Genomic DNA, 25518 nt, shown 5'->3' on the forward strand with positions numbered 1-25518 from the left:
ATCAGCCCGCAGAGCGATCTGCGGCGGCCTCCTGACTGGAATCGTCGTCATTGAGGGGCTGGGCACCAGTCCACCGAAACCGAGGACCGCGTATGCAGCAGCTCCGGCAGGCCGAAGAACTCACTGCCACCCGTCCGGGACGGCTCCGCACCGGATGGCGGGCGGCCCACGAGCCCGTTGCCGGGGTGTCCCGACGGGTGCAACTCATCGCCTACGCCGTGCCGCTGGCCGTCCTGCCCTCCAGTGTCTGGCGGCTCCCGATCCTGTTCGACGACGGGGTCGGGGTCGGTGAGCGGGCGTATGTCGTCGCCCTGTCGGTCGTGTCCGAGGCGTTCGCGTTCACCGCGATCGGTCTGATCGCCCGATGGGGCGAGGTGTTCCCGCGCTGGGTCCCGTTCCTGCGCGGCCGCCGGGTCCCACCGAAAGCAGTGGTCATTCCGGCGGCCGCCGCCGCCACGGTCCTCACCCTTTTGTTCACCCTTCTGTTCATCGCCTCGGAGATCAGCGGCACCACGATCCGGGGCGACGAGGTGCCGGCCGACTTCCCGAGCCAGGCCGGCGGCTGGGAGGCTGCCTGGTTCTACTTCTGCTACTCGCCGCTGGCTCTTTGGGGACCGATGCTGGCCGTGCTGACCGTCGCCTACGCGAAGCGCCGCCGCGTGGCTGCGAAGACGCCCGCGGCGGCGTGAGTCCGTCAGGGCCAGAGCAGGCAGTACGGCTGGTGGCCCGCGGAGTGGAGGCGTTCGGAGAAGTCCTGCCACTCGTGGAGCAGTTGGTAGACGACGAAGGCGTCCCGCGGGCCGGAGCGGTCCGGGACGGTCGACCAGATGAAGGCGGCGGCGCCCACGGACTCCTCGCCGATGCCGCGCAGCGGGTCGACGACGGTCATGGGAAGTTTCACCACGGCGTAATCCGGGTGCAGCACGACGAGTTCAAGCGGGGGCACCCGGTGCAGGGGTATGCCCTCGATGCCGGTGAGGACCATCGCCGCCATCGTCTCCGGCTTGATCTTGGTGAACATGCCCTGGCCCAGCTCGTCCCCGCCCAGCTCCTCCGGACGCATGGACACGGGAACGCGGGCGGCGGTCGCGCCGTCCGGCGCGCCGAAGTACTTGTAGGTCACCCCCACTCGGCCGCCACCCTCGCTGCTCCCAGTTCTCGCCGCGTCACGTCGGTGCCGGCCCCGGGCGCGCTCCGGCTCGACGCCTCCGGTCCCCTCGCCCAGCCCGCCACCGCGCTTCATGTCACCACCCGACCACTCGCAGCTCGCGCCGCGCAACCCGATCATCGTGTCAGAGACCTCCCCGCCCACGCGTGTGTGAAACGCCCGGCGGCGGAAGCGCACGCGGCTCTGACACCATGGTTGATGTGACCTACTCGTACGATGCCCCAGTATCGCAGTCGCTGTTCGACCGTGCCTCCGCCGTGACACCGGGAGGTGTGAATTCCCCGGTGCGCGCTTTCCGTGGCGTGGGCGGTACGCCCCGTTTCATGGTGTCCGGTGCCGGTCCGTACCTGACGGACGCCGACGGCCGGGAATATGTCGATCTGGTGTGCTCATGGGGCCCGATGATCCTCGGGCACGCACACCCCGAAGTCCTGGCCGCCGTGCGTGACGCGGTCGGCCGCGGCACCTCCTTCGGTACGCCCGGCACGGATGAGGTGGCGCTCGCGGAGGAGATCGTCGCCCGTATCGCCCCCGTCGAGCAGGTGCGGCTGGTCTCCAGCGGCACCGAGGCGACGATGTCGGCGATCCGGCTGGCCCGCGGGTTCACCGGCCGGGCCAAGATCGTGAAGTTCGCGGGCTGCTATCACGGCCATGTTGACGCGCTGCTCGCCGCCGCCGGTTCGGGAGTGGCGACGCTCGGCCTGCCGGACACTCCCGGTGTCACCGGCGCACAGACCGGAGACACCCTCGTCCTTCCCTATAACGATCTCGACGCCGTACGGGCTGCCTTCGCCGCGCACCCCGGCGAGATCGCCTGTGTCATCACCGAGGCATCGCCAGGGAACATGGGCGTCGTGCCCCCGCTGGACGGCTTCAACGAGGGGCTGCGGGACGCCTGCCGGGCGGACGGCGCGCTCTACGTCTCGGACGAGGTGATGACGGGCTTCCGGGTCAGCAGCCAGGGCTGGTACGGCATCGACGGCGTGACACCCGATCTGATGACCTTCGGCAAGGTGATGGGCGGCGGTTTCCCGGCGGCGGCCTTCGGCGGGCGGCGGGACGTCATGGCGCAGCTGGCCCCGACCGGCCCCGTCTACCAGGCGGGCACGCTCTCCGGGAACCCGGTGGCCACCGCCGCCGGTGTCACCCAGCTGCGGCTGCTGGACGAGGCGGCGTACGCGGCGGTGGACTCGGCGTCCCGGCAGCTGCGCGCGCTGGTCACCGAGGCGCTGGGCAAGGAGGGCGTCGCGCACCGGGTGCAGGCTGCGGGCAACATGTTCTCGGTATTCTTCACCGAAGGCCCGGTCACGGACTACGACGGGGCGAGGGCGCAGGAGTCCTTCCGCTTCACGCCCTTCTTCCACTCGATGCTGGCGCAGGGCGTCTACCTGCCGCCGTCCGCGTTCGAGGCGTGGTTCGTGTCGGCCGCACATGACGAACGGGCCCTGGAGCGGATCGCCGACGCCCTTCCGGCGGCGGCCCGCGCCGCCGCCGAGGCGGTTGTGTGAGCGGGGGCGTACGCGCGAGCGAGCGAGCAGAGAGGACGACGGGAGCGAGATGAGCGGGAGCAGCGGTATGGAGAGCATGACCGGCGCCGCGGGCGCGGGCGGCATGGGCGCGGCGGACAGCAAGACGGTGACCGTCGTCCATGTCCTGCGTCACGGTGAGGTGCACAACCCGGACGGCGTGCTCTACGGCAGGCTGCCCGGCTACCACCTCTCCGAGCTGGGCATGCGGATGGCCGACCGGGTCGCGGACGCCCTGGGTGAGCGCGACATCACCCATGTCGTCGCCTCCCCGCTGGAGCGCGCGCAGGAGACGGCCTCCCCGATCGCGAAGGCGCATGGCCTGGACACCGCCGAAGACGAACGGCTGATCGAGGCCGCCAACGTCTTCCAGGGCCGTACCTTCGGCGTCGGTGACGGCGCCCTGCGCAAGCCCGCCAACTGGCGCCACCTGCGCAACCCCTTCCGTCCGTCGTGGGGTGAGCCGTATGTCGACATCGTCGTACGGATGAAGGGCGCACTGGACGCCGCGCGGGACGCGGCCCGGGGCCATGAGGCGGTGGCCGTCAGCCACCAGCTGCCGATCTGGACGCTGCGCAGCTTCATCGAGCGCCGTCGCCTGTGGCACGACCCGCGCGCCCGGCAGTGCACCCTGGCCTCGCTGACCAGCTTCACCTACCTCGGCGACCGGATCGTGTCCGTCGGGTACGCCGAGCCCGCCCGCGACCTGGTACCGCCGCACCTGCTGGCCGGGGCGAAGCCGGTGAAGGGCGCCAAGGGCTTCGGGGCCTGAGCCGCGCCGCTCTGAGGTGCGGCCGTGCGGGGCGATCACGCCCGAAACGGCCACAGGCGGGCGACCTGAACAGGTGGTACGTATCGCACCAGGGGGGTGTGAAAGATCCTCCGGACGCCCATGCGAAACTCTTCACATGCTCCGAGCCGCCGCTCTCCGACCCCGTAGAACCCTGCTGATCGCCGCGGCCTCGGCCAGTGCACTGCTGCTGGCCGGCTGCGGCGAGAGCGAGACCGGATCCTCCTCCGGTGACACTCAGTTCGTAGGAGGAACCGGCCAGGTCAACACGGTGCCGGCGAGCAAGCGGAAGGCCGCGCCGGACATCTCGGGGGAGTCCGTCGACGGCAAGAAGCTCTCCCTGAAGGACTACCGGGGCAAGATCGTCGTCCTGAACGTCTGGGGTTCGTGGTGTGCCCCCTGCCGTGCCGAGGCGCCGCACATGGCCAAGGTCGCGAAGGACACCAAGCCGAAGGGCGTGGAGTTCATCGGGATCAACACCCGCGACCTGGACAAGGCCAACGCGCGGGCGTTCGAGCGCACCTACGACATCGACTACCCGAGCTTCTTCGACCCCAGCGGCAAGCAGGTCCGGCGCTTCCCCAGCAACACCCTCTCGCCGCAGACGATCCCCTCCACCGTGGTCCTCGACCGGGACGGAAAGATCGCCGTCCGGGCGCTGAAGGAACTCAGTGAGGACGAGCTGCGCGCCATGGTCAAACCACTGATCGCGGAGAAGTGAGCGAGCCATGAACACGCTCGCGGCGACCGGTGTGAATCAGACCGTCCTCAGCGGGACGCTCCTGCTCGCATTGCCGATCGCCGTGCTGGGCGGGCTCGTCTCCTTCTTCTCCCCCTGTGTGCTGCCGCTGGTGCCGGGCTACCTCTCGTATGTCACCGGGGTCAGCGGCACGGATCTGGCGGAGGCCAAGCGCGGCCGGATGTTCCTGGGCTCGACGCTCTTCGTGCTCGGCTTCACCGCCGTGTTCGTCTCCGGCGGCGCGCTGTTCGGGGGCTTCGGTTCGACGCTGCTGGAGCACCGGGAAGCCATATCCAAGGTGCTCGGCGCGCTGACCATCCTGCTGGGTATCACCTTCATGGGGATCATGTCGCGGTTCACCTCGCGCGAGTTCCGCATCCACCGCAAGCCCGCCATCGGGCTGGCCGGTGCGCCGATGCTCGGGGTGCTCTTCGGGATCGGCTGGACGCCGTGCATCGGGCCGACCCTCGCGGCCGTGCAGGCGCTCGCCCTCAACGAGGCGAGCGCGGAGCGGGGCGCGCTGCTGACCGTGGCGTACTGCCTCGGCCTCGGGGTGCCGTTCGTCGTCGCGGCGGTCGCCTTCAGACGGACGCTGGGCGCGTTCAGCTGGATCAAACAGCACTACGTGTGGGTGATGCGCATCGGCGGCGGCATGCTCGTCGCCGTCGGCCTCCTGCTCGTCACGGGGGCCTGGGACCGGATCGTTTACGAGATGCAGGTGTGGTCTTCGGACTTCACCGTGGGGATCTGAACGCCATGAGCGAAGACCGTGAGTACCGTGCAGACCGAAGCACCGGCACCGGCACCGGCACTGGCACAGCCACCGTCGAGGCGGAGCGGGCCGAGGAGGCTGAGCGGACCGAGAAAGCCGAGTCGGCCGAGAAGGGCCGGACCGAGGAGAGCCGGACCGCCGGCGGCAGCGACGCGCGCGAGCTCGGTGAGGCGATGTCGCAGCTGTCGACCGCGCCCGCCGTTGAGGGCGCGCAGGCCGTGCCCGGCTCGTTCGGCGGAAGCCGCAAGCCCGGCGCGCTGGGCAGGCTCGCCTGGACGGGCCGCGAGGTGCTCGGCTGGTGCCGCTGGTTCTGGCGGCAGCTCACCTCGATGCGGGTGGCGCTGATACTGCTGCTGCTGCTCTCGCTGGCGTCCATCCCCGGCTCACTCATCCCGCAGAACAACGTCGACGTCATCAAGGCCAAGGACTTCAAGGCGCGGCACGAGGTGCTCACGCCGATCTACGAGAAGCTCCAGATGTTCGACGTCTACACCTCGGTGTGGTTCTCGGCGATCTACATCCTGCTGTTCGTCTCGCTGGCCGGCTGCATCGTGCCGCGCACCTGGCAGTTCGTCGGTCAGCTGCGCGCCCGGCCGCCCCGCGCGCCGCGGCGGCTCAACGGGATGCCCGCCTACACGACCTGGCGTACCGACGCCGAGCCCGAGGAGGTGCTCGGGGCCGCTCGCACGATGCTGGCCAGGAAGCGCTTCCGGGTGCACGCGCAGGGGGACGCCGTCGCCTCCGAGAAGGGCTATCTGCGCGAGGCGGGGAACCTCATGTTCCACATCGCGCTGATCGTGCTGCTGCTCGCGTTCGCGGCCGGGGAGCTGTGGAAGTCGGAGGGCGGCAAGCTCGTCGTCCAGGGTGACGGATTCTCCAACACCCTCACCCAGTACGACGACTTCAAGTCCGGTTCGCTCTTCGGCGCCAAGGACCTCGACTCCTTCGGGTTCCGGCTGAACGACTTCACCGCGGAGTACAAGAAGGAAGGCCCGGACGCGATGACGCCGAGCCTGTACAAGGCGGACATCTCGTACTGGGAGGGTGTCGACGGCAAGGAGAAGAAGTCCGACATCACCATGAATCACCCGCTCGAGGTGGGCGATTCCAAGGTCTATCTGCTGGCGCACGGCTTCGCTCCGGTGGTCACCATGACCGACGGGGAGGGCAAGCTCGCCTACCGCGGTCCGGTCGCCTTCATCCCGCAGGACACCAATCTCACCTCCAGCGGCGTCATCAAGGTGCCCGACTACAAGAACGCGAAGGGCCACAAGGAACAGCTCGGCTTCCAGGGCTTCTTCGTGCCCCACTTCGGCGGGTCGGACGCGGAGACGATGTTCTCGCAGTCGCCCGAGCTGGAGAACCCGGTGCTCTTCCTCACCGCCTACCGCGGTGACCTCGGGATCGACTCCGGGCTGGCGCAGAGCGTCTACCAGCTCGACACCAAGAACATGAAGCAGTTCAAGACCGAGGACGGCGGCCCCCTCGCGCAGAAGATGCTCCCCGGCGACTCGATGAAGCTGCCGGACGGCGCGGGCACGCTGAAGTTCGAGGGCATCAAGCAGTGGGCGAACTTCCAGATCTCCCACCAGGTGGGCGGCAGCTGGGCGCTGGGCGGCTCGCTCGCCGCGATCGCCGGACTGGCGGGCTCCCTTTTCATCCAGCGCCGCCGGGTGTGGGTACGGGCCGTTACCGGTGCCGACGGCCGCACGGTCGTGGAGATGGCGGGCCTCGGCCGCAGTGAGTCCGCCAGGCTCCCCGTCGAGCTGGGTGATCTCGCGCACGAGCTGCGCGCCGACGCGCCGCTCGCGACCGAGCCGGACGCCGACGCGGCAGCTGACGACGCGGCAGCCGACGAGACGCCTGACGAAGACACCGCACCGGACCAGGACGCGGCGCCGGGTGACGACGTGGCGCCGGACGAGAACGAGAAGGCCGACGACACCGCGGAACCGGCCCCCACGGGGACAGGCACCGGCACGGACGACGAGGACACCTCGCGAGGAGAACGCCAGTGATCATCGCTGCCGCACAGAATGAGAATCTCGCCGAGATCAGCAATTATCTGGTCTATTCGGCTATGGCCGTCTACGCGCTCGCCTTCTTCGCGCACATCGCGGAGTGGACGTTCGGCAGCCGCAGCAAGGTGGCCCGTACGGCCTCCGCGCTGACCCAGACGGAAGGGGACGGCAAGGCCGGCGGCGAAAGCGCGGCCCTCGGGGCCACCGCCAAGGCGGGCGCGGGCGGCGGCACCTCGGTGCTGGACCGCCCGAAGGTCGTCGTGCGCTCCGCCGCGGGCCGTCGCGGCGACCTGCCGGACGGCCCTGGTGCCGCCGGTGAGGACGAGCAGGGCGACAAGTACGGACGCATGGGGCTCGCGCTGACGGTGCTGGCCGCTCTGCTGCACGCGGCGGGTGTCCTCACCCGGGCGCTGGCCGTGGAGCGTGCTCCGTGGAGCAACATGTACGAGTTCTCGACGGCCTTCTCGCTGGTGGCCGTCGTCGCGTACCTGGGCTTCGTCTTCGCCGGGAAGAACGCGCGCTGGATCGGCCTGCCGCTGGTCGCCACCGTGCTGCTGGACTTGGGCCTTGCCGTCACCGTGCTCTACACCGAGAGCACCCAGCTGGTGCCCGCGCTGCAGTCGTACTGGCTGTGGATCCATGTCGCGCTGGCCATCATCTGCGGCGCCCTCCTCTACATCGGCTTCGTCGCGACGATCCTCTACCTCTTCCGGGACCGCTACGAGACCAAGCTGATGAAGGGCGGCCAGCCCGGCGCCTTCGCGACCTCGGTGCTGGAGCGGCTGCCGTCCTCCGCCTCGCTGGACAAGTTCGCCTACCGCATCAACGCCGCGGTCTTCCCCTTCTGGACCTTCACCATCGTCGCGGGAGCCATCTGGGCGGGCGAGGCATGGGGCCGTTACTGGGGCTGGGACCCCAAGGAGGTCTGGTCCTTCATCACCTGGGTCGCGTACGCCGGTTACCTGCACGCACGTGCGACCGCGGGCTGGAACGGCCGGAAGGCCGCCTACCTGGCCCTGGGCGCCTTCGCCTGCTACATCTTCAACTACTACGGCATCAACATCTTCGTGAACGGCAAGCACTCGTACGCGGGAGTCTGACGTCTGCGGGCCTCACGTCTGCGGGCCTCACGCCTGCGGGCCTCGCGTCTGCGGGCCTCGCGTCTGCGGGTCTCACCGACGCGGGGCCCGAGACCGGACCGATACCGGACCGATAGCCGGAACGGGGAGCAGTCTCCGGCGCTTCGGGTAGCTTCCTGATGGCCGCGGGGTTACCTGTGCAGTTTTTTGCCAGGCGACTACCGTGAGGTTCAGGCAGCCGGTGCCGGCAGGGGAGGTCCACTGCGCGTTCCCACGGCCACCGGCCTGAGGGACGGGACGCACCGAGTGGTAGTAACTTCTCCGCTATCCGGCTTGGGGCCCGGGGTCCCCCCGGGCAGCATCGACAGGTATGAGCCGCGCTTTCTCCTCTGGTTATGGGAGAAGACCGACGGGGCACTGGGCGTTCCCGTCTCCAGCGCGGGCTTCGGTGCCTGGCAGAGCATCCCGGACGGCGTCGTCTGGGCGGTGGTCGACAGGCTGCGCGGCCACGCGCTGATCCGGACGCACGGCGGTCCGCGGCGCGAGGGCCACTCGGAGGACGTCCCGCAGGTGAGCTTCGAGGCCGCCGGCGTGCAGCAGGCCCACACGCTCCAGGTCCGTCGGGCGGATCCGACGGAGCGCGCGCGGTACACGCGCAAGGCCGTACTCGACTGGATCTTCGCGCAGGCCGACCGCGGGCCGCTGCGTATCGAGGAGTTCTTCGACTCGGCGGGCATCTTCTTCCTGGGCGAGGCCCTCGCGCGCGGTGAGGTCGCCAGAGCCGCCGCCTATCTGGCCGACGCAGGGCTGATCGACTGCGACGGGCCACGCTTCCACGACCGTGTCGGCTCCTATGTGGTGCTCACCCAGCTCGGTGTGGACGCGGTGCTCACCGGTTCCGACGTCTTCCAGTATGTGGAACGGCAGCGGGAGCGCGCCCGCCCCTCCGGCGGCCCCGTTTTCCACGCCCCGGTGCACGGCTATGTGAACCGCGACCTCACGGTGGGCGGCGACCTCACCATCCAGCAGGTTCTGACCCCGGCGGAACTCGCCGAGCTGGTCGCGCAGTTCGCCTCCGCGCTGGCTCCGGACACGGAACAGCGGGCCGCACTGCTGCGGAGTGCCGACGCGCTGCGGCTCCAGGGCGGAGACGGTTCCCGCGTGCGCCCGGATCAGCACCAGGGGCCGCTGGAGCGGGTACGGGCCGCGCTGAGCGGGTTGCCCGACACCGTCGGCAGGGAGATGCTGCTGGACGCGGTGGGCCAGACGATGGGGCGGCTGCTGGGCTAGCTGCCCGGCACCGTTCCTCACCGCGTTGTCGCAGGCGCCCGCTCACGCCCGGTACAAGGGCGGTCCTCCGCCTTGCCGGCGCACGCATCAGCCTCCTGCAAGCTGATCCTCACAGATCCACCGGACAAGGCCCTGGGCCCGTGGGACATCCCGTCACTTCCGGGGCGGGGCGGGAGTTGAACAGCACCCGGAGGAAGGAGGCAGGACTCACGTGACGCAGTTGTACGCACGGAACCCCCTCGTACAAGGGCTGGTTCCCCGACTGGTCGGCCTGGCGCACGAGCGGCACCGGGTGGTGCCGCAGGACTACCCGGGCGAGGCGCCGGTGGTGCTGCTGACGGGTGGCCATGGAATGGGCAAGACCGCGGTGCTGGACGCGCTCGCCGACGCCTACGAGGGACGGCTCCCGCTGGGCAGGGCGGACTTCGCCGCGCTGGGCGCGGACGGAGCGGCGCCAGGGGCCGGGCCGGTGCGGTTCGGGGGTTTACCGGTCACCGGGGCGTCCAACACCTCGGACGTCGTCGAGACGCTGGAACTGCTCGTCGAGGGACTGGCGCCCCCGGTGCCCGGGTACGGCAGGCGCCGCTTCCGGCGGCTGCTCCCGGGTCTGTTCGCGGTGACGAGCTGGCACAAGGGCAACGCGGCCGAGCAGGCACTCGCCCAGGCACGGATCACCCGGCTGCTGGCCGCCTGCGGCATGGAGGCGGACGACGAAGGCGAGACGTCCACGGGCGTCCGCTGGGTGGCCGACGTCGGCGCCCAGCTGGCCTACGCCGACCAGAACCCGGACCAGGACCTGCAGCCCGTCGCCGCCGCCGTCGTCCGGCAGTTCTTCGACCGCCATGTGCGGCGCCGTGAAGCGCGGGTGGCACGCGGCTGGTACGAGGAGCGGGCCACCGGGGCAACCGAGGAGAGCGAGGCGCTGGTCCGGCTCAGCTTCCGGTTCCACCGTGGCGGCGACTTCCGGCAGGCGGTCGAGCGCACGCTCGTCGAGGCGTTCCTGGCCGATCTGTCCGACGCCTACGGCAGCTGGCAGCAGTTCGCCCGCAGGCCACGGCCGCTCGTCCTGCTGGACAACGCCCACACCGAGGCGGGCCGCGCCATGCTCGGACTCCTGCTGGCCCACCGCGCCGAGAGCGGCGGGTCGCACCCCGATCCGCTCGTCGTCGTCGCGGCGCAGCTGGACTCCGCCACCGGCCGGTACCCGTACGCCGTACGCCGTGAACTTCCGGAGGTCGCCACCGCTGCGGCCTGGAGCCGCGCTGACACCGCGTCTCCGTCGTCCCCCTCGGCCGGGGTGCTGACGACGCCGCTGCCGCCGCTCGGCCAGGCCGAGGTGCTGGAGATGCTCGACGCCGCTTACCCCGCGCATCCCGTCCAGCCCGCCCAGGGCACGCACGGCGCACACACGTTGCACCCGCAGCTGCCCACGGCGCTGCACCGGCTCAGCCGCGGGCAGCCGCTGGCCGCCCAACTGCTGTGCGAGGGGGTCCGGCAGATGGTGGGGGAGCGGTCGGTAGAGCCCGAGCTGCTACTGGATCTCAGTACGCCGGAAGGCCGCCCGGTGACCGAGCTGCTGGTGGAGCGTCTGATCGGAACGGCTCAGATGCGCGATCACCTGGTGCTGCTCTCCCTGGCCAGGGACCGGGCGGCGGCCGATGCCCTCGCCGAGGCGTATGCCGTCTCCACCACGCAGTTTCCGGCCGCCGAAGCGGAGCGCTATCTGCGGGAGGAACAGTGGGCGGCGCCCGTCGACGGGCCGGACGCCGGGCCGGACGCCGGGCCGGGCGGGCAGCCGGACTTCGTCGCCGACCCCTTGCTGCGCACCCTGCTGGTGGCCGAGCTGCGCCGGACCAGCACCGCTCCCACGGGCACCCGCCCCTGGCGTGCGCTGAACCGACTGCTGCGGGAGCACCATGCCGCGCGCGGTGACGCGGGTGAGCCCGACGTGCTCCGGCACACCCTCGCCGCCGGGGACGCCGAGCCCGTCGTGGACCGGCTGACCGAGTGCTTCTGGAGCTGGGAGGCGGCCCGCTGGCTCGGCTGTCTGCGCCGCGTGGTCTCCGCCCCGCACCCGCCGGGGGCAGAGTGGGCGGACCGGCGGTGGGAGATCGCGCGGGGCGACGACGACCGGCGGCACCCGGACGCCGACGAGGACCACCGCACCGTCAACAGGCTGCTGCACGGCCTGTGGTATCTGGCCGACCCGGTCGCCGAGCCGACCGCGGACCGCTGCGACGGGGTCCGCACCCAGCTGGGGTTCCTCGCGATGAGGCACCCCTCCGGGTTCGCCGTACTGCATGAGGCGTCGACGGAGTGGCCGTCGGCCCTGTGGGAGCACCGGCCGCTGCCGATGCCCAGACCGCACCGGACTCCGTGAAGAGAGTGAGAGCCATGATCGAAAGGTTGCGCAAGCTCCTTCTGCTCCCGGTGAACAAGCTGTTCGCGGGGTTCGTGTGCCTCGCCGTCGTGGGCGGGCTGTTCTACTTCCTCGACCCGCAGCTGCCCGGCGACGACGAGAAGTGCGGGAAGGGTCTCGAGGAACTGGACGGCGAATGCATCGGCGTCACCGAGGAGGCGTTCGTCTTCGACGAGGAGATCGAGAGCCTCGTCGAAGCGGTCGCCGAGGAGAACGCCAGGGTGCGCGACGGCTGGGAGGACCCGTCGGGCGGTGCCCCGCGCATTCCGTATGTGCGTGTCGCGCTCATGATGCCGTTCACCGAGGACGACACGAGCGCGATGACGATGAAGCAGATAAAGCACGGTCTGGCGGGCGCCCACGCCGCCCAGCTGAGGGCCAACGAGGAGTCCGGGCTGCGCTACCAGCTGGTCCTCGCCAACAACGGCAAGGATCTGGACCAGTGGAAGCCGGTAGTGGAACAGCTGGCCGGCATGACCGGCGGTGACACCCCGCTGGTGGCCGTCATGGGCCATCCGAGCAGCACCCCGGCGACGCAGGAGGCGGCGGACGCCCTGTCGGCGCGGAAGATCCCGTCTCTGGGACCGGTGCTCACCTCGCCGGACATGAGTTCCGACTATTTGTTCAAGACCTCCGCCTCGAACGAGCACTTCGCGCTGGCGCTGGAGCAGTACCTGGTCCAGCAGCCGGGCTCGGGAGAGGGGTTCCTGGTGTGGGATCAGCGGAAGCAGGACAACTACGCCGAGAACCTCCGCCAGGTCTTCATGGACCAGTTCGGTGCCGAATACGACCTGCGCAAGCGCAACGGCTCGTATGTGGGCGTGACCGGCGATGACGCCGGCATTCCGCAACGCTTCGTGCCCGTGGCCCAGAAGATCTGCCTGACGGGTGCGGACACGGTCTTCTTCGCCGGGCGGGACCGGGACCTTCCGCCGCTGGTGACCCAGCTGGCCCAGCAGGCGTCCTGCGAGCACAAGCAGGAGATGCGCATCGTCAAGGTGGGGATCGGCCGCGACCCCGTCTTCACGACGGAGGAGACCACGGACAAGATGCGCAAGGCCAAGATCACCACTGTCACCGCGGCCGATGTGGATCCGCGCTGGTGGGAGGACGGCAAGCAGCAGCCGGCCGGATACGAGGCCTTCGACAAGGTGTTCCGGGGCCTGGAGCGGGAACACCAGCTGGGCGGCCCGGCAAGGGACGACGGCTACGCGATCATGTACCACGACGCTTTCGCCGTGATAGCCCAGGCCGCCGACGAGTCCTACACCGCGGCGAACGACACGGACGGGCAGAAGCCCGCACCCGGCGACGACGGCAAGGGCGGGGACGGCAAGGGCGACAGCGATACGGACAAGGCCGAACTGCGCGTGCCCACGAAGGACGACGTCTACAACACGATCAGCAACATGAGTGTCCTCGGCACCGAGGACGGCTCCGACTGCGTCAACTGTGTCCGCGGCGCCAGCGGCACCTTCGGGTTCGACGGCGACCCGGAGACGGACAAGTGGCCGGTCTGCAGGCCCGTGCCCATCGTCGAGTACCCGGAGCGGCAGTCCGGCGAGGGGGAGGGCGGAGGGAACGGCGAAGGCGGCAGCAAGGGGAAGGACGAGCAGCCCTACCGCACGCACGAGGACATCTTCGGCGGTGAGTGCTTCTGAGAAGCCGTGGTCAGCTCCCGGCCGGCGGGGGCGAGTCCTCCTCGGGCCCGATGTCGCCGCGGCCGTCCCGGTCCCGCTCCTCCTTGCGGTGGCGCGGGTCGCGGTCCTTCTCTCCGGGGGTGCTGGGGCCGTCCCCGGTGCGGGGCGTGTCCCCGGCGGCGGGCCCGTTCCCGTTCCCGGCGGTGGGGTCGTTGATCGACTTCAGGAAGTCCGGATTGTCGTCCGGGGCGACCCAGCGCCGCTCCTGGGGCTTCGTCGCGCCGTACGGGGCGTTCCGGCGCGGACGGCCGACCGCGAACCAGGCGATGGGGCCCAGCAGGACCTGCCCGAAGAGCAGCACGATGATCACCCATGCGACCTTCGGCAGCTTGCGGACTTCCTTCTCGGGGGTGTTGAGACAGTCGATGAAGGCGTAGATCCAGACCGCCAGCACCAGTAGGAACGGCAGATACCTGAGCATGCGGGGTGCCCCCTGGGTGCGAGCTGAAGCTGTGGCCCTGTAGCGCGGCGGCCCTGCGGGACCGCTCGCCGTACAGGGCCAGCGTAACGGCGGGAAGTGGCTATGAATGATACTGGGGCGTATGGCATACGAGGATCTCCGCTCGCTTCTGCGGGCGCTGGAGCGTGAAGGTGACCTCAAGCGGATTACGGCTGAGGTGGATCCACGGCTGGAGGTCGGCGAGATCGTCGACCGGGTTCAGAAGAGCGGCGGTCCCGCCCTTCTCTTCGAGAACCTCAAAGGGTCCACGATGCCGCTGGCGATGAACGTCTTCGGCACCGACCGGCGCCTGCTCAAAGCGCTCGGTCTCACGTCGTACAGCGAGATCAGCGACACGATCGGCGGGCTGGTCAAGCCGGAACTGCCGCAGGGCTTCGGCGGGATGCGGGAGGCGTTCGGGAAGCTCGGCGCCATGTCGCATGTGCCGCCCAAGAAGGTCAAGGAGGGGCCCGTCCAGGACGTGGTGTTCCTCGGCGACGAGGTGGACCTGGACGAGCTGCCCGCGCTCTTCACCTGGCCGGAGGACGGCGGCTCCTTCTTCAACCTCGGGCTCACCCACACCAAGCACCCGGAGACGGGGGTCCGCAATCTGGGCCTCTACCGGCTCCAGCGGCACGACAAGCGCACCATCGGGATGCACTGGCAGATCCACAAGGACAGCCGGAACCACTACCAGGTCGCGGCCAAGCGCGGGGAGAAGCTGCCGGTCGCCATCGCGTTCGGCTGCCCGCCCGCTGTGACGTACGCCTCCACCGCGCCGCTGCCCGCCGACATCGACGAATACCTCTTCGCCGGCCTGGCGCAGGGCAAGCGGGTGGAGATGGTCGACTGCAAGACGGTGCCGCTCCAGGTGCCCGCGGCGGCCGAGGTGGTGCTGGAGGGCTGGCTGGAGCCGGGGGAGATGCTGCCGGAAGGGCCGTTCGGCGACCACACCGGCTTCTACACGCCGCAGGAGGACTTCCCGGCGCTGCGGATCGACTGTGTGACGACCCGGAAGCGGCCGGTGTTCCAGTCGATCGTGGTCGGCCGGCCCCCGACGGAGGACGGCCCGCTGGGGCGGGCGACGGAGCAGTTCTTCCTGCCGCTACTCAAGATCGTCATGCCGGACATCGTGGACTACCACCTGCCGGAGGCGGGCGGCTTCCACAACTGCATGATCGTCGCGATCGACAAGAAGTACCCGAAGCACGCGCAGAAGGTCATGCACGCGATCTGGGGCGCGCACATGCTCTCGCTGGAGAAGCTGATCGTCGTCGTGGACGCGGACTGCGATGTCCACAACCTGCACGAGGTCGCCTGGCGGGCGCTGGGCAACGTGGACTACGCACGCGACCTGACTGTGGTGGAGGGCCCGGTCGACCATCTCGACCATTCCTCGTACCAGCAGTTCTGGGGCGGGAAGGCGGGTGTCGACGCCACCGCGAAGTGGCCCGAGGAGGGGTACACGCGCGACGGCGGATGGCCCCGCATGGTGGAGTCCGACCCGGCGATCGCCGCCCGGGTGACCAGCCGCTGGAAGGAATACGGGCTGTGAGCACCGCGGAGGGGGTGGCCGGGCCGGGAGCGGCCCGGCCGGGCACCGGCAGGGTGCGGGCCTTTCTGCGGCTGGTGATGATCGAGCACTCGGTCTTCGCGCTGCCCTTCGCCTATATCGCCGCCCTCACCGCGATGTACCACGAGGACTCCGCCGTCCACTGGGGCGAACTCCTCATCGTCACCGTGGCGATGGTCGGCCTGCGGACCTTCGCGATGGCGGCGAACCGGATCATCGACCGCGAGATCGACGCCCGTAACCCGCGCACCGCGGGCCGGGAGCTGGTGACCGGTGCCGTCTCCGTCCGCACGGCGTGGACGGGCGCGCTCGTCTCGCTCGCCGTCTTCCTCGGCGCCTGTGCGCTGCTCAACCCGCTCTGTCTGGCGCTCGCTCCCGCCGCCGTGGTCCCGATGGTCGTCTATCCCTACGGGAAGCGCTTCACGCACTTCCCGCACGCGATCCTCGGCCTGGCCCAGGCGATGGGCCCGGTCGGCGCCTGGCTCGCGGTCACCGGCTCGTGGTCCTGGGACGCCGTCCTGCTGGGGCTGGCGGTCGGCATCTGGATCGGCGGCTTCGACCTCATCTACGCCTGCCAGGACATCGAGACCGACCGCGCCCAGGGGGTGCGGTCCGTCCCGGCCCGCTTCGGCATCGCGGCGGCGCTGTACGGCGCGCGCGGCGCGCATGTCGTCACGGCCGCCCTGCTGGTGTGGTTCGGCGCGGAGTCGGGAGCCGGGGTCTGCTACTGGCTGGGCCTGCTTGTCGTCTTCGGGACCTTCCTCTACGAGCACGCGATCGTCACGCCGACGGATCTGAGCAGGTTGAACCGGGCGTTCTTCAAGGTCAACGGTGTGATCGGGATCGTGTTCTTCGGCTTCGCGCTGCTCGACCTGATCGTGCGCGGGCTCGGCTGGTAGCTGCGCCCGGCATGTGCTGCCGGTGGGCGCGTCAGTGCCAGCTCGGTTTGGCGGCGCCCACCGTGCCGCGCGTGCTGGAGGCCGCGAAGGCGGCCAGCACGCCGCCTATCAGCCCGAAGAGGTGACCCTGCCAGGACACTCCGTCCGTCGTCGGCACCACGCCCCACAGGATCGAGCCGTACAGCACCGCGACGACACCGCCGAGCGCCACATCCGTGATCCGCCGGTCCACGAAGCCGCGCACCACGAGATAGCCGAAGAGCCCGAAGACGAGCCCGGAGGCCCCGGCCGTGTTGCTGTGCTCGGGCGCGGTGATCCAGACGCCCAGGCCGCTGACCAGGATGATCGTCATCGCGACCAGCAGGAAACGGCCGGTGCCGCGCAGCGCGGCCATGAAGCCCAGCACCAGCAGCGGCACGGTGTTGGCCGCGAGGTGATCGAAACCGAAGTGCATGAAGGACGCGGGCACCACGTCCAGCAGCTCGCCTGTGCGGCGCGGCTCGATCCCGAAGCTGTCGAGAGAGTGCCCCGACAGCTGGTCGACGGCCTCCAGCACCCACAGGAGCCCGACCCAGAGCAGGATCAGCTGGGCTGCCGCCTTCACCCTGAAGCTGGATTCACTCGCCATCGTGCATCTCCTCCCCCGAGAGAGCCGCCGCCGGACACCTGCCGCCGTGTACTGCTGACAACGCTACCCAGGGTGTCCCGAGTTCCCAAGCCCGCCCGGACCCACCCGGATGTCAGGGCTTCTTGTCCGCGGAGGACTCCGACCGGTAGAGCACCATGGCCAGCACGTCCTGCGGATCCAGCTTCTTCGGGTTCTCCGGCGCCTCCGTCGAGAGCGCGTCACCACTGCTGAAGGTCAGCCGCAGCGGCAGATGAACGGACTTCTTCGCCCCCGTCAACTGGCCGAGATCCATCGAGAGATCGGCCAGCTCGCCACGCCGTACCGTCAGCTGGGTGGTGATGTCGCGGTCCGGCACCTCGGACGGGCGCAGATCCACGCCCAGCGGTTTCAGCGCCGGAGCCAGCCGCGCCGCGGTCTCGCGTGCGGGCAGCGTGGCCGTCAGCTGCTCGGTGTCGTCGTCCCCGTCGCTCCCGGACTTCCCCGCCCCGGCCTTCTTGAAGACGGCGTCCTTGCGCAGTACCTCCCCCAGCTTGTCCAGCAGGTCCCGCTGCGCACCGGCGTCCAGCGCGGAAGTCGCGTCACGTGCCCGTGCGCCGCTGCCCGCCTGGCCGGTGAGCTGCCGGACGGCCCAGGCGAAGTCCCCGAAGTCGTCCGGGCTTATCCGGACCCACTTCCCCCGCAGTGCGGACTTCGCCGCCTTCAGCGAGCTGGGCAGCTCGTCGGCGAGATCCCGCAGATCATCGACGGCCCGGCGGTCGCCCTTGGTGAGCAACTTCTCGCTGGACAGCTCCCGGAGCAGCACGCGTATGTAGATCTTCTTGCCGATCGCCTTGTACGCGAAGACGTCCCGGTCGCCGAAGTTCAGGGCCGCCGCGAGCCGGGTGCCGGAGGCGTCCCGCTGCTCGTTCAGCGGTTTGTCCGCCCCGACCGAGACGGTCAGCTGGGCCCGCGCCGCAAGCCGGGCGTCCTTCCTGGTCGGGACGGCGGAGCGGCCCGGCAGGGAGTGGCCGTTCTCCTTCAGGAAGGAGTGCACCTGGTCGGTCGTGCCGTCCAGCTCGGCGATCATGGTGGCGTCCTCCTTCGCCCCCAGCTGGTCCAGCGCGTCCCGGACCGCCGACTCGGCGGACCCCGCTTTCGTGGGGCCGCAGCCCGTGGCCACGGTGGCGAGCAGGACGGCACCGGCCAGGACGCTGACCGGACGTCGGAAGGATCGGGAGGAGCGGGACATCTGCATCCCAGGAGCCAACCGTATGACCCGCCTCCTTGGCCAGTCGCGGGCGTCGTAGGCTCGACGCGTGAACTCCAGCCAGCGCCGCCCGTGGATCGTCGGCGTCTCCGGTGCCTCCGGAACGCCGTACGCCGCCGCGGTGCTGCGCGCGCTGCTGCGGGCCGGAGAGCCGGTGGACCTCGTCGTCAGCAGGGCCGCCCGGCTCACGGTGCTGGACGAGACGGGCCATCCCTTCCGCGACGCCCACGCCTCGGCCGACCTGCACCGCTGGCTGGCACGCGGCGCGGACGGCACACCGGACGCCTACGACCCGGTGGCCGGTGATGTACGGCACTGGGCCGCCGGCGACTTCGCGGCCGGCCCGTCCTCCGGCTCCTATCCGGCCCAGGGCATGCTGATCATCCCGGCGAGCACCGCCTGCGTGGCCGGGGTCGCGCTGGGGCTGTCCAAGGACCTGCTGCAGCGCACCGCCTCCGTCACGCTCAAGGAGCGCCGCCCGCTGCTGGTCGCCGTGCGCGAGACACCGCTGACCGGGCAGACGCTCCGGCATCTGGTCGCGCTCGACGACGCGGGCGCCGTGGTCCTGCCCACCTCGCCCGCGTTCTACGCAGGGGCCCGCCACATCCAGGACCTCGTCGATTTCGTCGCCGGCCGAGCGCTGGACACGATGGGCATCCCCCACACCCTCTACCGCCGCTGGGACCCCAGCAAAAACGGCAGCGTCAAGCCTTAAGGGGACGTGACCGGAGGCTCGCACGGGGCAATGCCTTAGATTCGTATCTGACGAAGAGCAGAGTCTGCGAATCCCAGGAAAACGGAAGGCCCGGTACGCATGGATGCGGTGGACAGGCAGCTTATCCAGGCGCTGCGCGAGAACGGGAGAGCGTCGTACGCCGAGCTCGGGCGGCTCGTCGGCCTCTCCGGCCCCAGCGTGACCGACCGCATCAACCGGCTTGAGGCGGCGGGCGTCATCACCGGTTACCGGGCGACGGTGCACGCTCCGTCGCTCGGCCTGGGCGTCACGGCCCTCATCGGCATCCAGCTCTCGGACGCCGTGGACCACGAGGAGGTCGCGGGGCGGCTGCGGGAGCTCGCGGAGATCGAGGACTGCTGGTTCATCGCGGGTGACGACTCCTACATGGTCAAGGTCAGGGCGGGTGACGTCGACGACCTGGAGCGCACGATCCAGCGGCTGTCGGGCACCCAGGGCGTCTCCCGCACCCGTACGACGATCGTGCTCTCCACCAAGTGGGAGAACCGGGTCGGCGAGCTGCCGGAGGACGCCCCGTAGTGCCGTCCCACCCCGTGAAGAATCGATGCGCAGGGGGGCGTCTGCCGCCGGTGCGGGGGAGAGTACGCTCGAAAAACGCTGGAAGCCGACCGAAGGAGGCGCGTGCGCATGGACGCTGGACTCAAGCGTGAGCTGGAGGAGAAGGTCCGCTCCGGGGTGCGGCTGACCCGCGAGGACGGCATCGCGCTCTACGAGTCGGACGATCTCGCCTGGCTCGGCGGTCTGGCGCACGAGGTGCGGACGCGGAAGAACGGCGACGTCGTCCACTTCAACATCAACCGGCACCTGAACATGACGAACGTGTGCACGGCGTCCTGCGCCTACTGCTCCTTCCAGCGGAAGCCGGGGGAGAAGGACGCGTACACCATGCGCATCGAGGAAGCGGTGCGGCTGGCGAAGGCGATGGAGGGGGACAACCTCACCGAGCTGCACATCGTCAACGGCCTGCACCCGACGCTCCCCTGGCGCTACTACCCGCGTTCGCTCAGCGCCCTCAAGGAGGCGCTGCCGCCTTCGGTGTCACTGAAGGCGTTCACGGCGACCGAGATCCACCACTTCGAGACGATCTCCGGGCTGGACGCGAGCGAAATCCTGGACGAGCTGATCGAGGCGGGGCTGGAGTCGCTGACCGGCGGCGGCGCGGAGATCTTCGACTGGGAGGTCCGGCAGCACATCGTCGACCACGCAACCCACTGGGAGGACTGGTCGCGCATCCACCGGCTCGCGCACCAGAAGGGTCTGAAGACCCCGAGCACCATGCTCTACGGCCACATCGAGGAGCCCCGGCACCGCGTCGACCACGTGCTGCGGCTGCGCGAACTGCAGGACGAGACGGGCGGCTTCCAGGTCTTCATCCCGCTGCGCTACCAGCACGACTTCGTGGACGTGCAGGACGGCAAGGTGCGGAACCGCCTCCAGGCCCGTACGAAGATGGCCAGCGGGGCCGAGGCGCTGAAGACCTTCGCCGTCTCCCGGCTGCTCTTCGACAACGTGCCGCATGTGAAGGTCTTCTGGGTGATGCACGGCGTGCAGACGGCCCAGCTGGCGTTGCAGCACGGCGCGGACGACATGGACGGCTCGGTCGTCGAGTACAAGATCACCCACGACGCGGACAACTTCGGCACACCGGACAAGCTCACCCGCGAGGACCTGCTGGACCTCATCCGGGACGCGGGCTTCCGTCCGGTCGAGCGGAACACCCGCTACGAGACCCTGCGCGAGTACGACGGCCCCGACGCGGACCGCCGTGAAACGCCGCAGGCGATGCGGGTGTGACCGACCGGTGACCGCCGCACGGTGTCTCGTAGGCTCGATGGCATGAGTCTGCGCCACGTCCTCACTCAGAAGATGGACCACCAGCTCGCCGACGGTGTCTGCGCGTTGTGGGCGGACGTCGTCAACGCGGGCGGCGCGGTCGGTTTCGTGCCGCCGGTGACCACGGACGACATCCGCCCCGAGCTGCTGCGCTACCTGGACTCGATGGCCGAGGAACGGGTACGGCTGCTGGTCGGCTTCGACGAGCGGGGCGAGGTCGCGGCCACCGCCTTCTTCGCCTTCAACACGCATCGGCTGATGCGGCACTGGGTGTGGCTGTACACGGTGATGGTGCGGCCCTCCCTTCAGGGCAGCGGAGCGGGGCGCGAGCTGATGACCGCCGCCGAGAAGGCCGCGCGGGACATGGACGGCGTGGAGGGCATCCGGCTCACGCTCCGCAGCGGGCTGGGGCTGGAGCGCTTCTACGGCGCGTGCGGCTACCAGGAGGTCGGCCGGGTACCCGGCGCGATCAGGGTCGGCGAGGACAGTTTCCGTGACGATGTGACGATGTGGCTGGCGCTGAGCTGACACCAGCTGACACCAGCTGACACCAGCTGACACCAGCTGACACGCAGGACGAGCAGCACTGAGAAGGAATGGAGAGAAGGCCGTGAGCAGCAGCACGTCGCACGCAGCGCTCCGCTACACCACCATGCGGCTGGGCATCTTTGTCGGCTGCCTCGTTGCCGTCGCGGGGCTGGCGTACGTGGGGATCCTGCCGGAGGGCGTCGGCAAGTCCAATCCCGCGTGGATCCTCCTGCTGGCCCTGGTGGTGTCCGCCCCGCTCAGCTTCGTGCTGTTGCGCCGTCAGCGGGACGCGATGTCCGCGCAGGTGGCGGGCCGGGTGGACCGGGTAAAGGGAAAGCTCGCCGACAACCGCAGCATGGAGGACGCCACGGACGCGGAGGACGCGACCCCCGGGACCGCGCAGTCCGCGTGACTGCCTCCGCGTAACCGCCTCCGCTCAACCGATCAGTGAAGCGCGTCACACACCGCGCGCCGCCCCGCCGGGAATCACCTTCTCCCGGCGGGGCGTTGTGTGTTGGCGTAGGAACCGCCCAAAGGCTGGCTTTGGGTGAATCAAAGATCTGGTGTTAGCGTGATGTCCATGACGACAGCAGTTTCCTCCGCGGACGCGATGAGCACGTCGCTCGTCGCGCGGCTGGACGTCGATCTCTGCCGCCGCGTCTCCGCGGCCTGTCCCAGCCGCTGACCAGCGGCGCGGACATCTCTCCGGGTCCTGTGCGCCCTGCGCCCCGCCCGTGGCCTCCCCGCCTCGTGTGACTGGTGCGCCCACGTGCCGTGCGTGCCCTGTGTGCGTGTTGCTCTGCCTCCTCTGCCTTTCCCGCCATCCGCCCTCACCGGAGTGTGTCCGTGTCCTCTGACAGGTCCTCTGATTCGTCCCTTGATTCGTCCCCTGGGATATCCGCCGCGCCGCGCTCGCGCCTGCGGATACCCAAGGTCCCCTTCTGGGCCCAGATCCTCGGGGGTCTGGTGCTGGGCGTCCTGTTCGGCTGGGTCGCCCGCAACTGGGAGGTCGACTGGCTCGGCACCAGCCTCACCAAGATCGGCGAAACGTTCATCCAGCTGCTGAAGCTGGCCGTCGCACCGCTCGTCTTCTTCGCGATCGTCATCTCGATCACCAACCTGCGGAAGGTCTCCAACGCCGCCCGGCTGGCGACCCGCACGCTGCTCTGGTTCATGGCCACCTCGCTGATCGCCGTCGCGATCGGCCTGACGATCGGCCTGCTCACCAACCCCGGCGCGGGCACCGGGCTCAGCGCCGAGGACGGTGCCGAGCCGGAGAGCGCGGGCTCCTGGCTCGACTTCCTGACCGGCATCGTCCCCACGGACGTGATCACGCCGTTCACCGAGCTCAACGTCCTGCAGATCGTCTTCATGGCCGCCGTCGTCGGTATCGCCGCGCTCAAGCTGGGCCCGAAGGCGGATCCGCTGCTCGTCTTCGGCGAGGCCGTGCTCGCGCTGCTGCAGAAGGCGCTGTGGTGGGTGATCCGGCTCGCACCGCTCGGCTCCCTCGGCCTGATCGGCACCGCGATCAAGGACTATGGCTGGGACCTGATCGGGCAGTACGCGACCTTCACGGCCGACATCTACATCGGCTGCGCCATCGTCCTCTTCGGCGTCTACCCGCTGCTGCTGGCGACCGTCGCCAAGGTCAGCCCGCTGCAGTTCTTCCGCGGCGCCTGGCCCGCCATCCAGCTGGCCTTCGTCTCCCGCTCCTCGGTGGGCACCATGCCGCTCACCCAGAAGGTGACCGAGCGGCTCGGGGTGCCGAAGGAGTACGCCAGTTTCGCCGTCCCGTTCGGCTCCACGACGAAGATGGACGGCTGCGCCTCGATCTACCCGGCGATCGCCGCGATCTTCGTCGCCCAGATCTTCGGCGTGGACCTGGGCGTCGGTGACTATCTGCTGATCGCCTTCGTGTCGGTGATCGGTTCGGCCGCCACCGCCGGACTCACCGGTGCCACGGTGATGCTGACGCTGACCCTCTCCACCCTGGGCCTGCCGCTGGCAGGTGTCGGGCTGCTGATGGCGATAGACCCGATCCTGGACATGATGCGGACCGCGACCAACGTCGCCGGTCAGGCGCTGATCCCGGTGATCGTCTCGGCCCGGGAGAAGATCCTGGACCTGGACGCGTTCAACAGTGCGAAGAGCTTCAGCCTGGACGAGCTGGAGTGGGACGAGTCTCCCGCTCCCGCGCAGGCCGAGGAGCCCGAGCCCCGGGCGGAGCGGCCCCAGCCGCTGCCCGTCTGACAAGTCGCCCGGCCGGTCACCCGGCGCTGGCCGACTGATCTCACGGCGTGCCGAAAGCTCCCCCGGAACCAGAGGGCCGGGGGAGCTTTCGGCGTAGCCTTGGTGCTGCGCCGCGCAGGTTCGTGGAGGGGCGGGGGATCGTGGTCGGAGGGGTGGATGAAGGCAGCAGTGGTGGGGACGAAGACCGGCAAGCGGGTGCCCAGGGCTGTCCGTGAACAGCAGATGCTCGACGCGGCGGTCGCGGGATTCGCCCGGCACGGCTACAGCGCCGCGTCGATGGACGACATAGCGGAGGCGGCCGGAGTCTCCAAGCCGTTGGTGTATCAGTATCTGAAGTCGAAGGAAGACCTCTTCACGGCCTGTATCGAGCGCGAGTCGGCTGCCCTGATCGCGGCCGTACGCGCGGGCACGCTGAGCGGCGGCGGCGCCGTCCCCGCCGACCGGATGCTGTGGAACGGACTCTGCGCCTTCTTCGCGCACACCGCCGCGCATCCCGACGGATGGGCCGTGCTGCACCAGCAGGCGCGGAGCCAGGGCCAGCCGTTCGCGGACGGGGTGGCCCTGCTGCGGGCGGAGATCGCGGAGCTGGTGACGGAGCTGATCGGAGTGGCCGCGCGGGACGCCGGGTGCGACGGGGTACTTGCCGAGCGTGAGGTGTCGGGGCTGGCACACGCGCTGGTGGGAGCCGCGGAGTCGCTCGCCGACTGGGCGAACACCCGCGAGCAGGACCCGCCCTCGGCGAAGGAGACGGCGGCCACCCTCATGAACTTCTGCTGGGCCGGGCTGGAGAACCTGCTGGGCGGGGACCGCTGGACACCCGCCCACTGAGGTGCAGCCTGGCGCGGTCACCGACGCCGCCCCGCACCTCGAAGGCGCCGTCCCGCTCCCCGTAGGTCACCTGGGCGGGAAGCGGCACCGGTGCCCTGAACTTCGCCGTGACGGTGAGGGGCTCGTCGTCCACCGGCCGTTCCGCCAGACAGCGGGCGAAGGTCCACATGCCGTGGGCTATCGCTCCGGGGAAGCCGAACGGGCGGGCGGTGAGCGGGTGCAGATGGAGGGGGTTGCGGTCGCCGGAGACCGCGCCGTAGCCGCGCCCCAGCCCTGCGGGCAGCGTCCACTCGGTCCGGACGGGCAGCGGCTCGGGGTCCGAGCGGGCGGCGGTGCCCTTGGAGTCCGCGCCCGCGCCCGAGCCCGCGCCCGAGTCCGCGCCCGCGCCCGCTTCCGCGCCCGCGCGGTGACGGCACAGGTACGTGCTGCGGGAGCGCCACACCGTCTCGCCGTCCAGCCGCGCCTCGGTCACCATGTCGAAGCTGCTGCCGCGCCGGTGCGGGGCCAGCCCCTCGGCGTGCACCCGCAACTGCGGCCGGTCCGCGGCGTACAGCGGGCCGTACCGGGTGATCCCGATGTCCGTGTGCACCAGGCCGAGCAGCGGGAAGGGGAAGTCGGGCCGGGCCATCAGCCTCATGGCGAGCGGGAAGCCGAGGAGGTGCGGGTAGCTGAGCGGCAGCGGGTCCGTGCGGTGGAAGGCACAGACCTCGGCGTACGCCGCCAGCCTGCCGGGGTCCACCCGCACGGCGTCCGCCACGAGCCGCTCGGCCGGGAGCCGCGCGCGGGCGTACGGTCCCCGCTTGCGCAGCGAGCCCAGCGCGCCCCTGGCCAGAGTGAGTGCGGGGCCCATCAGGCAGCGGTCCTTCGTAGGGTGGTGTCCAGGGCGGAACGCGGCGTGGCGTGCGCCTCACCGAGTTCCGCAACCGACCGAATACCCGTAGCGTCCAGGTCCACGGCGGAGTGGCGGGCGTCCGGTCCGGACGGGTCACGGTCGGCCATTCCCGCACTCCTCGCGCTCAAAGGATTTACTTCCAAG

General features: G+C 70.2%; 25 protein-coding genes. 19 read left to right on the forward strand and 6 right to left on the reverse strand.

Annotated elements, in window-relative coordinates:
• Positions 1–92 precede the first annotated feature (92 nt).
• A complete protein-coding gene (locus LHJ74_RS19690; RefSeq protein WP_260219427.1) occupies positions 93–689 on the forward strand; it encodes a hypothetical protein in 597 nt (198 codons plus the stop codon).
• A 5-nt stretch (positions 690–694) separates the two neighbouring features.
• Here the strand turns inward: LHJ74_RS19690 and LHJ74_RS19695 are convergent, their stop codons facing one another.
• Complete coding sequence (locus tag LHJ74_RS19695) at positions 695–1243, reverse strand: hypothetical protein (RefSeq protein WP_260219661.1); 549 nt, start codon at positions 1241–1243, stop codon at positions 695–697.
• A 116-nt stretch (positions 1244–1359) separates the two neighbouring features.
• On the opposite strand from LHJ74_RS19695, the gene hemL reads away from it, so the two are divergent.
• The 9 genes from hemL to LHJ74_RS19740 all read left to right on the forward strand — a co-directional run bounded on the left by hemL (position 1360) and on the right by LHJ74_RS19740 (position 13465).
• The gene (hemL, locus tag LHJ74_RS19700) at positions 1360–2676 is read left to right on the forward strand and encodes a glutamate-1-semialdehyde 2,1-aminomutase (protein ID WP_260219428.1); all 1317 of its coding nucleotides are present in this window, start codon (positions 1360–1362) and stop codon (positions 2674–2676) included.
• A gap of 67 nt (positions 2677–2743) precedes the next feature.
• Entirely contained in the window at positions 2744–3466 is a 723-nt protein-coding gene (locus LHJ74_RS19705) for a histidine phosphatase family protein (protein ID WP_375546784.1), read from the forward strand.
• 136 nt (positions 3467–3602) lie between these two features.
• Positions 3603–4205 (forward strand): TlpA family protein disulfide reductase, encoded by a 603-nt coding sequence (locus tag LHJ74_RS19710; RefSeq protein WP_260219429.1) that lies wholly within the window; start codon positions 3603–3605, stop codon positions 4203–4205.
• 7 nt (positions 4206–4212) lie between these two features.
• Positions 4213–4974: a cytochrome c biogenesis CcdA family protein gene (locus LHJ74_RS19715; RefSeq protein WP_260219430.1), complete on the forward strand. Its 762-nt coding sequence runs from the start codon at positions 4213–4215 to the stop codon at positions 4972–4974.
• A gap of 5 nt (positions 4975–4979) precedes the next feature.
• Positions 4980–7013 carry a cytochrome c biogenesis protein ResB gene (resB, locus tag LHJ74_RS19720; protein WP_446033486.1) on the forward strand — a complete coding sequence of 678 codons (2034 nt, stop codon included), beginning with the start codon at positions 4980–4982 and terminating at the stop codon, positions 7011–7013.
• Positions 7010–8116: a c-type cytochrome biogenesis protein CcsB gene (ccsB, locus tag LHJ74_RS19725; RefSeq protein ID WP_260219431.1), complete on the forward strand. Its 1107-nt coding sequence runs from the start codon at positions 7010–7012 to the stop codon at positions 8114–8116. The genes resB and ccsB overlap by 4 nt, the downstream gene beginning before the upstream one ends.
• A 312-nt stretch (positions 8117–8428) precedes the next feature.
• Positions 8429–9385 carry a hypothetical protein gene (locus LHJ74_RS19730; protein WP_260219432.1) on the forward strand — a complete coding sequence of 319 codons (957 nt, stop codon included), beginning with the start codon at positions 8429–8431 and terminating at the stop codon, positions 9383–9385.
• 211 nt (positions 9386–9596) lie between these two features.
• Positions 9597–11765, forward strand: a complete 2169-nt coding sequence (locus tag LHJ74_RS19735) for an ATP-binding protein (RefSeq protein ID WP_260219433.1) — start codon at positions 9597–9599, stop codon at positions 11763–11765.
• Between the two features lie 14 nt (positions 11766–11779).
• The gene (locus LHJ74_RS19740) at positions 11780–13465 is read left to right on the forward strand and encodes an ABC transporter substrate-binding protein (RefSeq protein WP_260219434.1); all 1686 of its coding nucleotides are present in this window, start codon (positions 11780–11782) and stop codon (positions 13463–13465) included.
• 10 nt (positions 13466–13475) lie between these two features.
• Here LHJ74_RS19740 and LHJ74_RS19745 read toward each other — a convergent pair whose 3' ends face one another.
• Positions 13476–13925, reverse strand: coding sequence for a PLD nuclease N-terminal domain-containing protein (locus LHJ74_RS19745; RefSeq protein ID WP_260219435.1), 450 nt, complete (start codon positions 13923–13925; stop codon positions 13476–13478).
• 121 nt (positions 13926–14046) lie between these two features.
• On the opposite strand from LHJ74_RS19745, the gene LHJ74_RS19750 reads away from it, so the two are divergent.
• Positions 14047–15498, forward strand: coding sequence for a menaquinone biosynthesis decarboxylase (locus tag LHJ74_RS19750; RefSeq protein WP_260219436.1), 1452 nt, complete (start codon positions 14047–14049; stop codon positions 15496–15498).
• The gene (mqnP, locus tag LHJ74_RS19755) at positions 15495–16415 is read left to right on the forward strand and encodes a menaquinone biosynthesis prenyltransferase MqnP (protein ID WP_260219437.1); all 921 of its coding nucleotides are present in this window, start codon (positions 15495–15497) and stop codon (positions 16413–16415) included. Before LHJ74_RS19750 ends, mqnP begins: the two co-directional genes overlap by 4 nt.
• A 31-nt stretch (positions 16416–16446) precedes the next feature.
• Here mqnP and LHJ74_RS19760 read toward each other — a convergent pair whose 3' ends face one another.
• Both LHJ74_RS19760 and LHJ74_RS19765 read right to left on the reverse strand, forming a co-directional pair.
• Positions 16447–17043 carry a rhomboid family intramembrane serine protease gene (locus LHJ74_RS19760; RefSeq protein ID WP_260219438.1) on the reverse strand — a complete coding sequence of 199 codons (597 nt, stop codon included), beginning with the start codon at positions 17041–17043 and terminating at the stop codon, positions 16447–16449.
• A gap of 112 nt (positions 17044–17155) precedes the next feature.
• A complete protein-coding gene (locus LHJ74_RS19765) occupies positions 17156–18277 on the reverse strand; it encodes a hypothetical protein (protein ID WP_260219439.1) in 1122 nt (373 codons plus the stop codon).
• A gap of 61 nt (positions 18278–18338) precedes the next feature.
• On the opposite strand from LHJ74_RS19765, the gene LHJ74_RS19770 reads away from it, so the two are divergent.
• From LHJ74_RS19770 to LHJ74_RS19800, 7 genes are all read left to right on the forward strand, one after another.
• Positions 18339–19004 carry a UbiX family flavin prenyltransferase gene (locus tag LHJ74_RS19770; protein ID WP_260219440.1) on the forward strand — a complete coding sequence of 222 codons (666 nt, stop codon included), beginning with the start codon at positions 18339–18341 and terminating at the stop codon, positions 19002–19004.
• Positions 19005–19103: 99 nt separating this feature from the next.
• Positions 19104–19562: an Lrp/AsnC family transcriptional regulator gene (locus LHJ74_RS19775; protein ID WP_260219441.1), complete on the forward strand. Its 459-nt coding sequence runs from the start codon at positions 19104–19106 to the stop codon at positions 19560–19562.
• 108 nt (positions 19563–19670) lie between these two features.
• Complete coding sequence (gene mqnE / locus LHJ74_RS19780; protein ID WP_260219442.1) at positions 19671–20837, forward strand: aminofutalosine synthase MqnE; 1167 nt, start codon at positions 19671–19673, stop codon at positions 20835–20837.
• Positions 20838–20879: 42 nt separating this feature from the next.
• Positions 20880–21404 (forward strand): GNAT family N-acetyltransferase, encoded by a 525-nt coding sequence (locus LHJ74_RS19785; protein ID WP_260219443.1) that lies wholly within the window; start codon positions 20880–20882, stop codon positions 21402–21404.
• An 82-nt stretch (positions 21405–21486) separates the two neighbouring features.
• Positions 21487–21816 carry a DUF4229 domain-containing protein gene (locus tag LHJ74_RS19790; RefSeq protein WP_260219444.1) on the forward strand — a complete coding sequence of 110 codons (330 nt, stop codon included), beginning with the start codon at positions 21487–21489 and terminating at the stop codon, positions 21814–21816.
• A gap of 482 nt (positions 21817–22298) precedes the next feature.
• Entirely contained in the window at positions 22299–23654 is a 1356-nt protein-coding gene (locus LHJ74_RS19795) for a dicarboxylate/amino acid:cation symporter (protein WP_260219664.1), read from the forward strand.
• Between the two features lie 156 nt (positions 23655–23810).
• Positions 23811–24482: a TetR/AcrR family transcriptional regulator gene (locus tag LHJ74_RS19800; RefSeq protein WP_260219445.1), complete on the forward strand. Its 672-nt coding sequence runs from the start codon at positions 23811–23813 to the stop codon at positions 24480–24482.
• Here the strand turns inward: LHJ74_RS19800 and LHJ74_RS19805 are convergent.
• Together LHJ74_RS19805 and LHJ74_RS19810 are read right to left on the reverse strand one after the other, a co-directional pair.
• On the reverse strand, positions 24415–25332 hold the full coding sequence (locus tag LHJ74_RS19805; RefSeq protein WP_260219446.1) for a MaoC family dehydratase: 918 nt from the start codon (positions 25330–25332) through the stop codon (positions 24415–24417). The two genes, LHJ74_RS19800 and LHJ74_RS19805, sit on opposite strands and share 68 nt — an antisense overlap.
• Positions 25332–25481 (reverse strand): hypothetical protein, encoded by a 150-nt coding sequence (locus LHJ74_RS19810; protein ID WP_260219447.1) that lies wholly within the window; start codon positions 25479–25481, stop codon positions 25332–25334. Before LHJ74_RS19810 ends, LHJ74_RS19805 begins: the two co-directional genes overlap by 1 nt.
• Positions 25482–25518: the final 37 nt, after the last annotated feature.

Source organism: Streptomyces gossypii (genome assembly GCF_025165795.1).
Lineage (GTDB): Bacteria > Actinomycetota > Actinomycetes > Streptomycetales > Streptomycetaceae > Streptomyces > Streptomyces gossypii.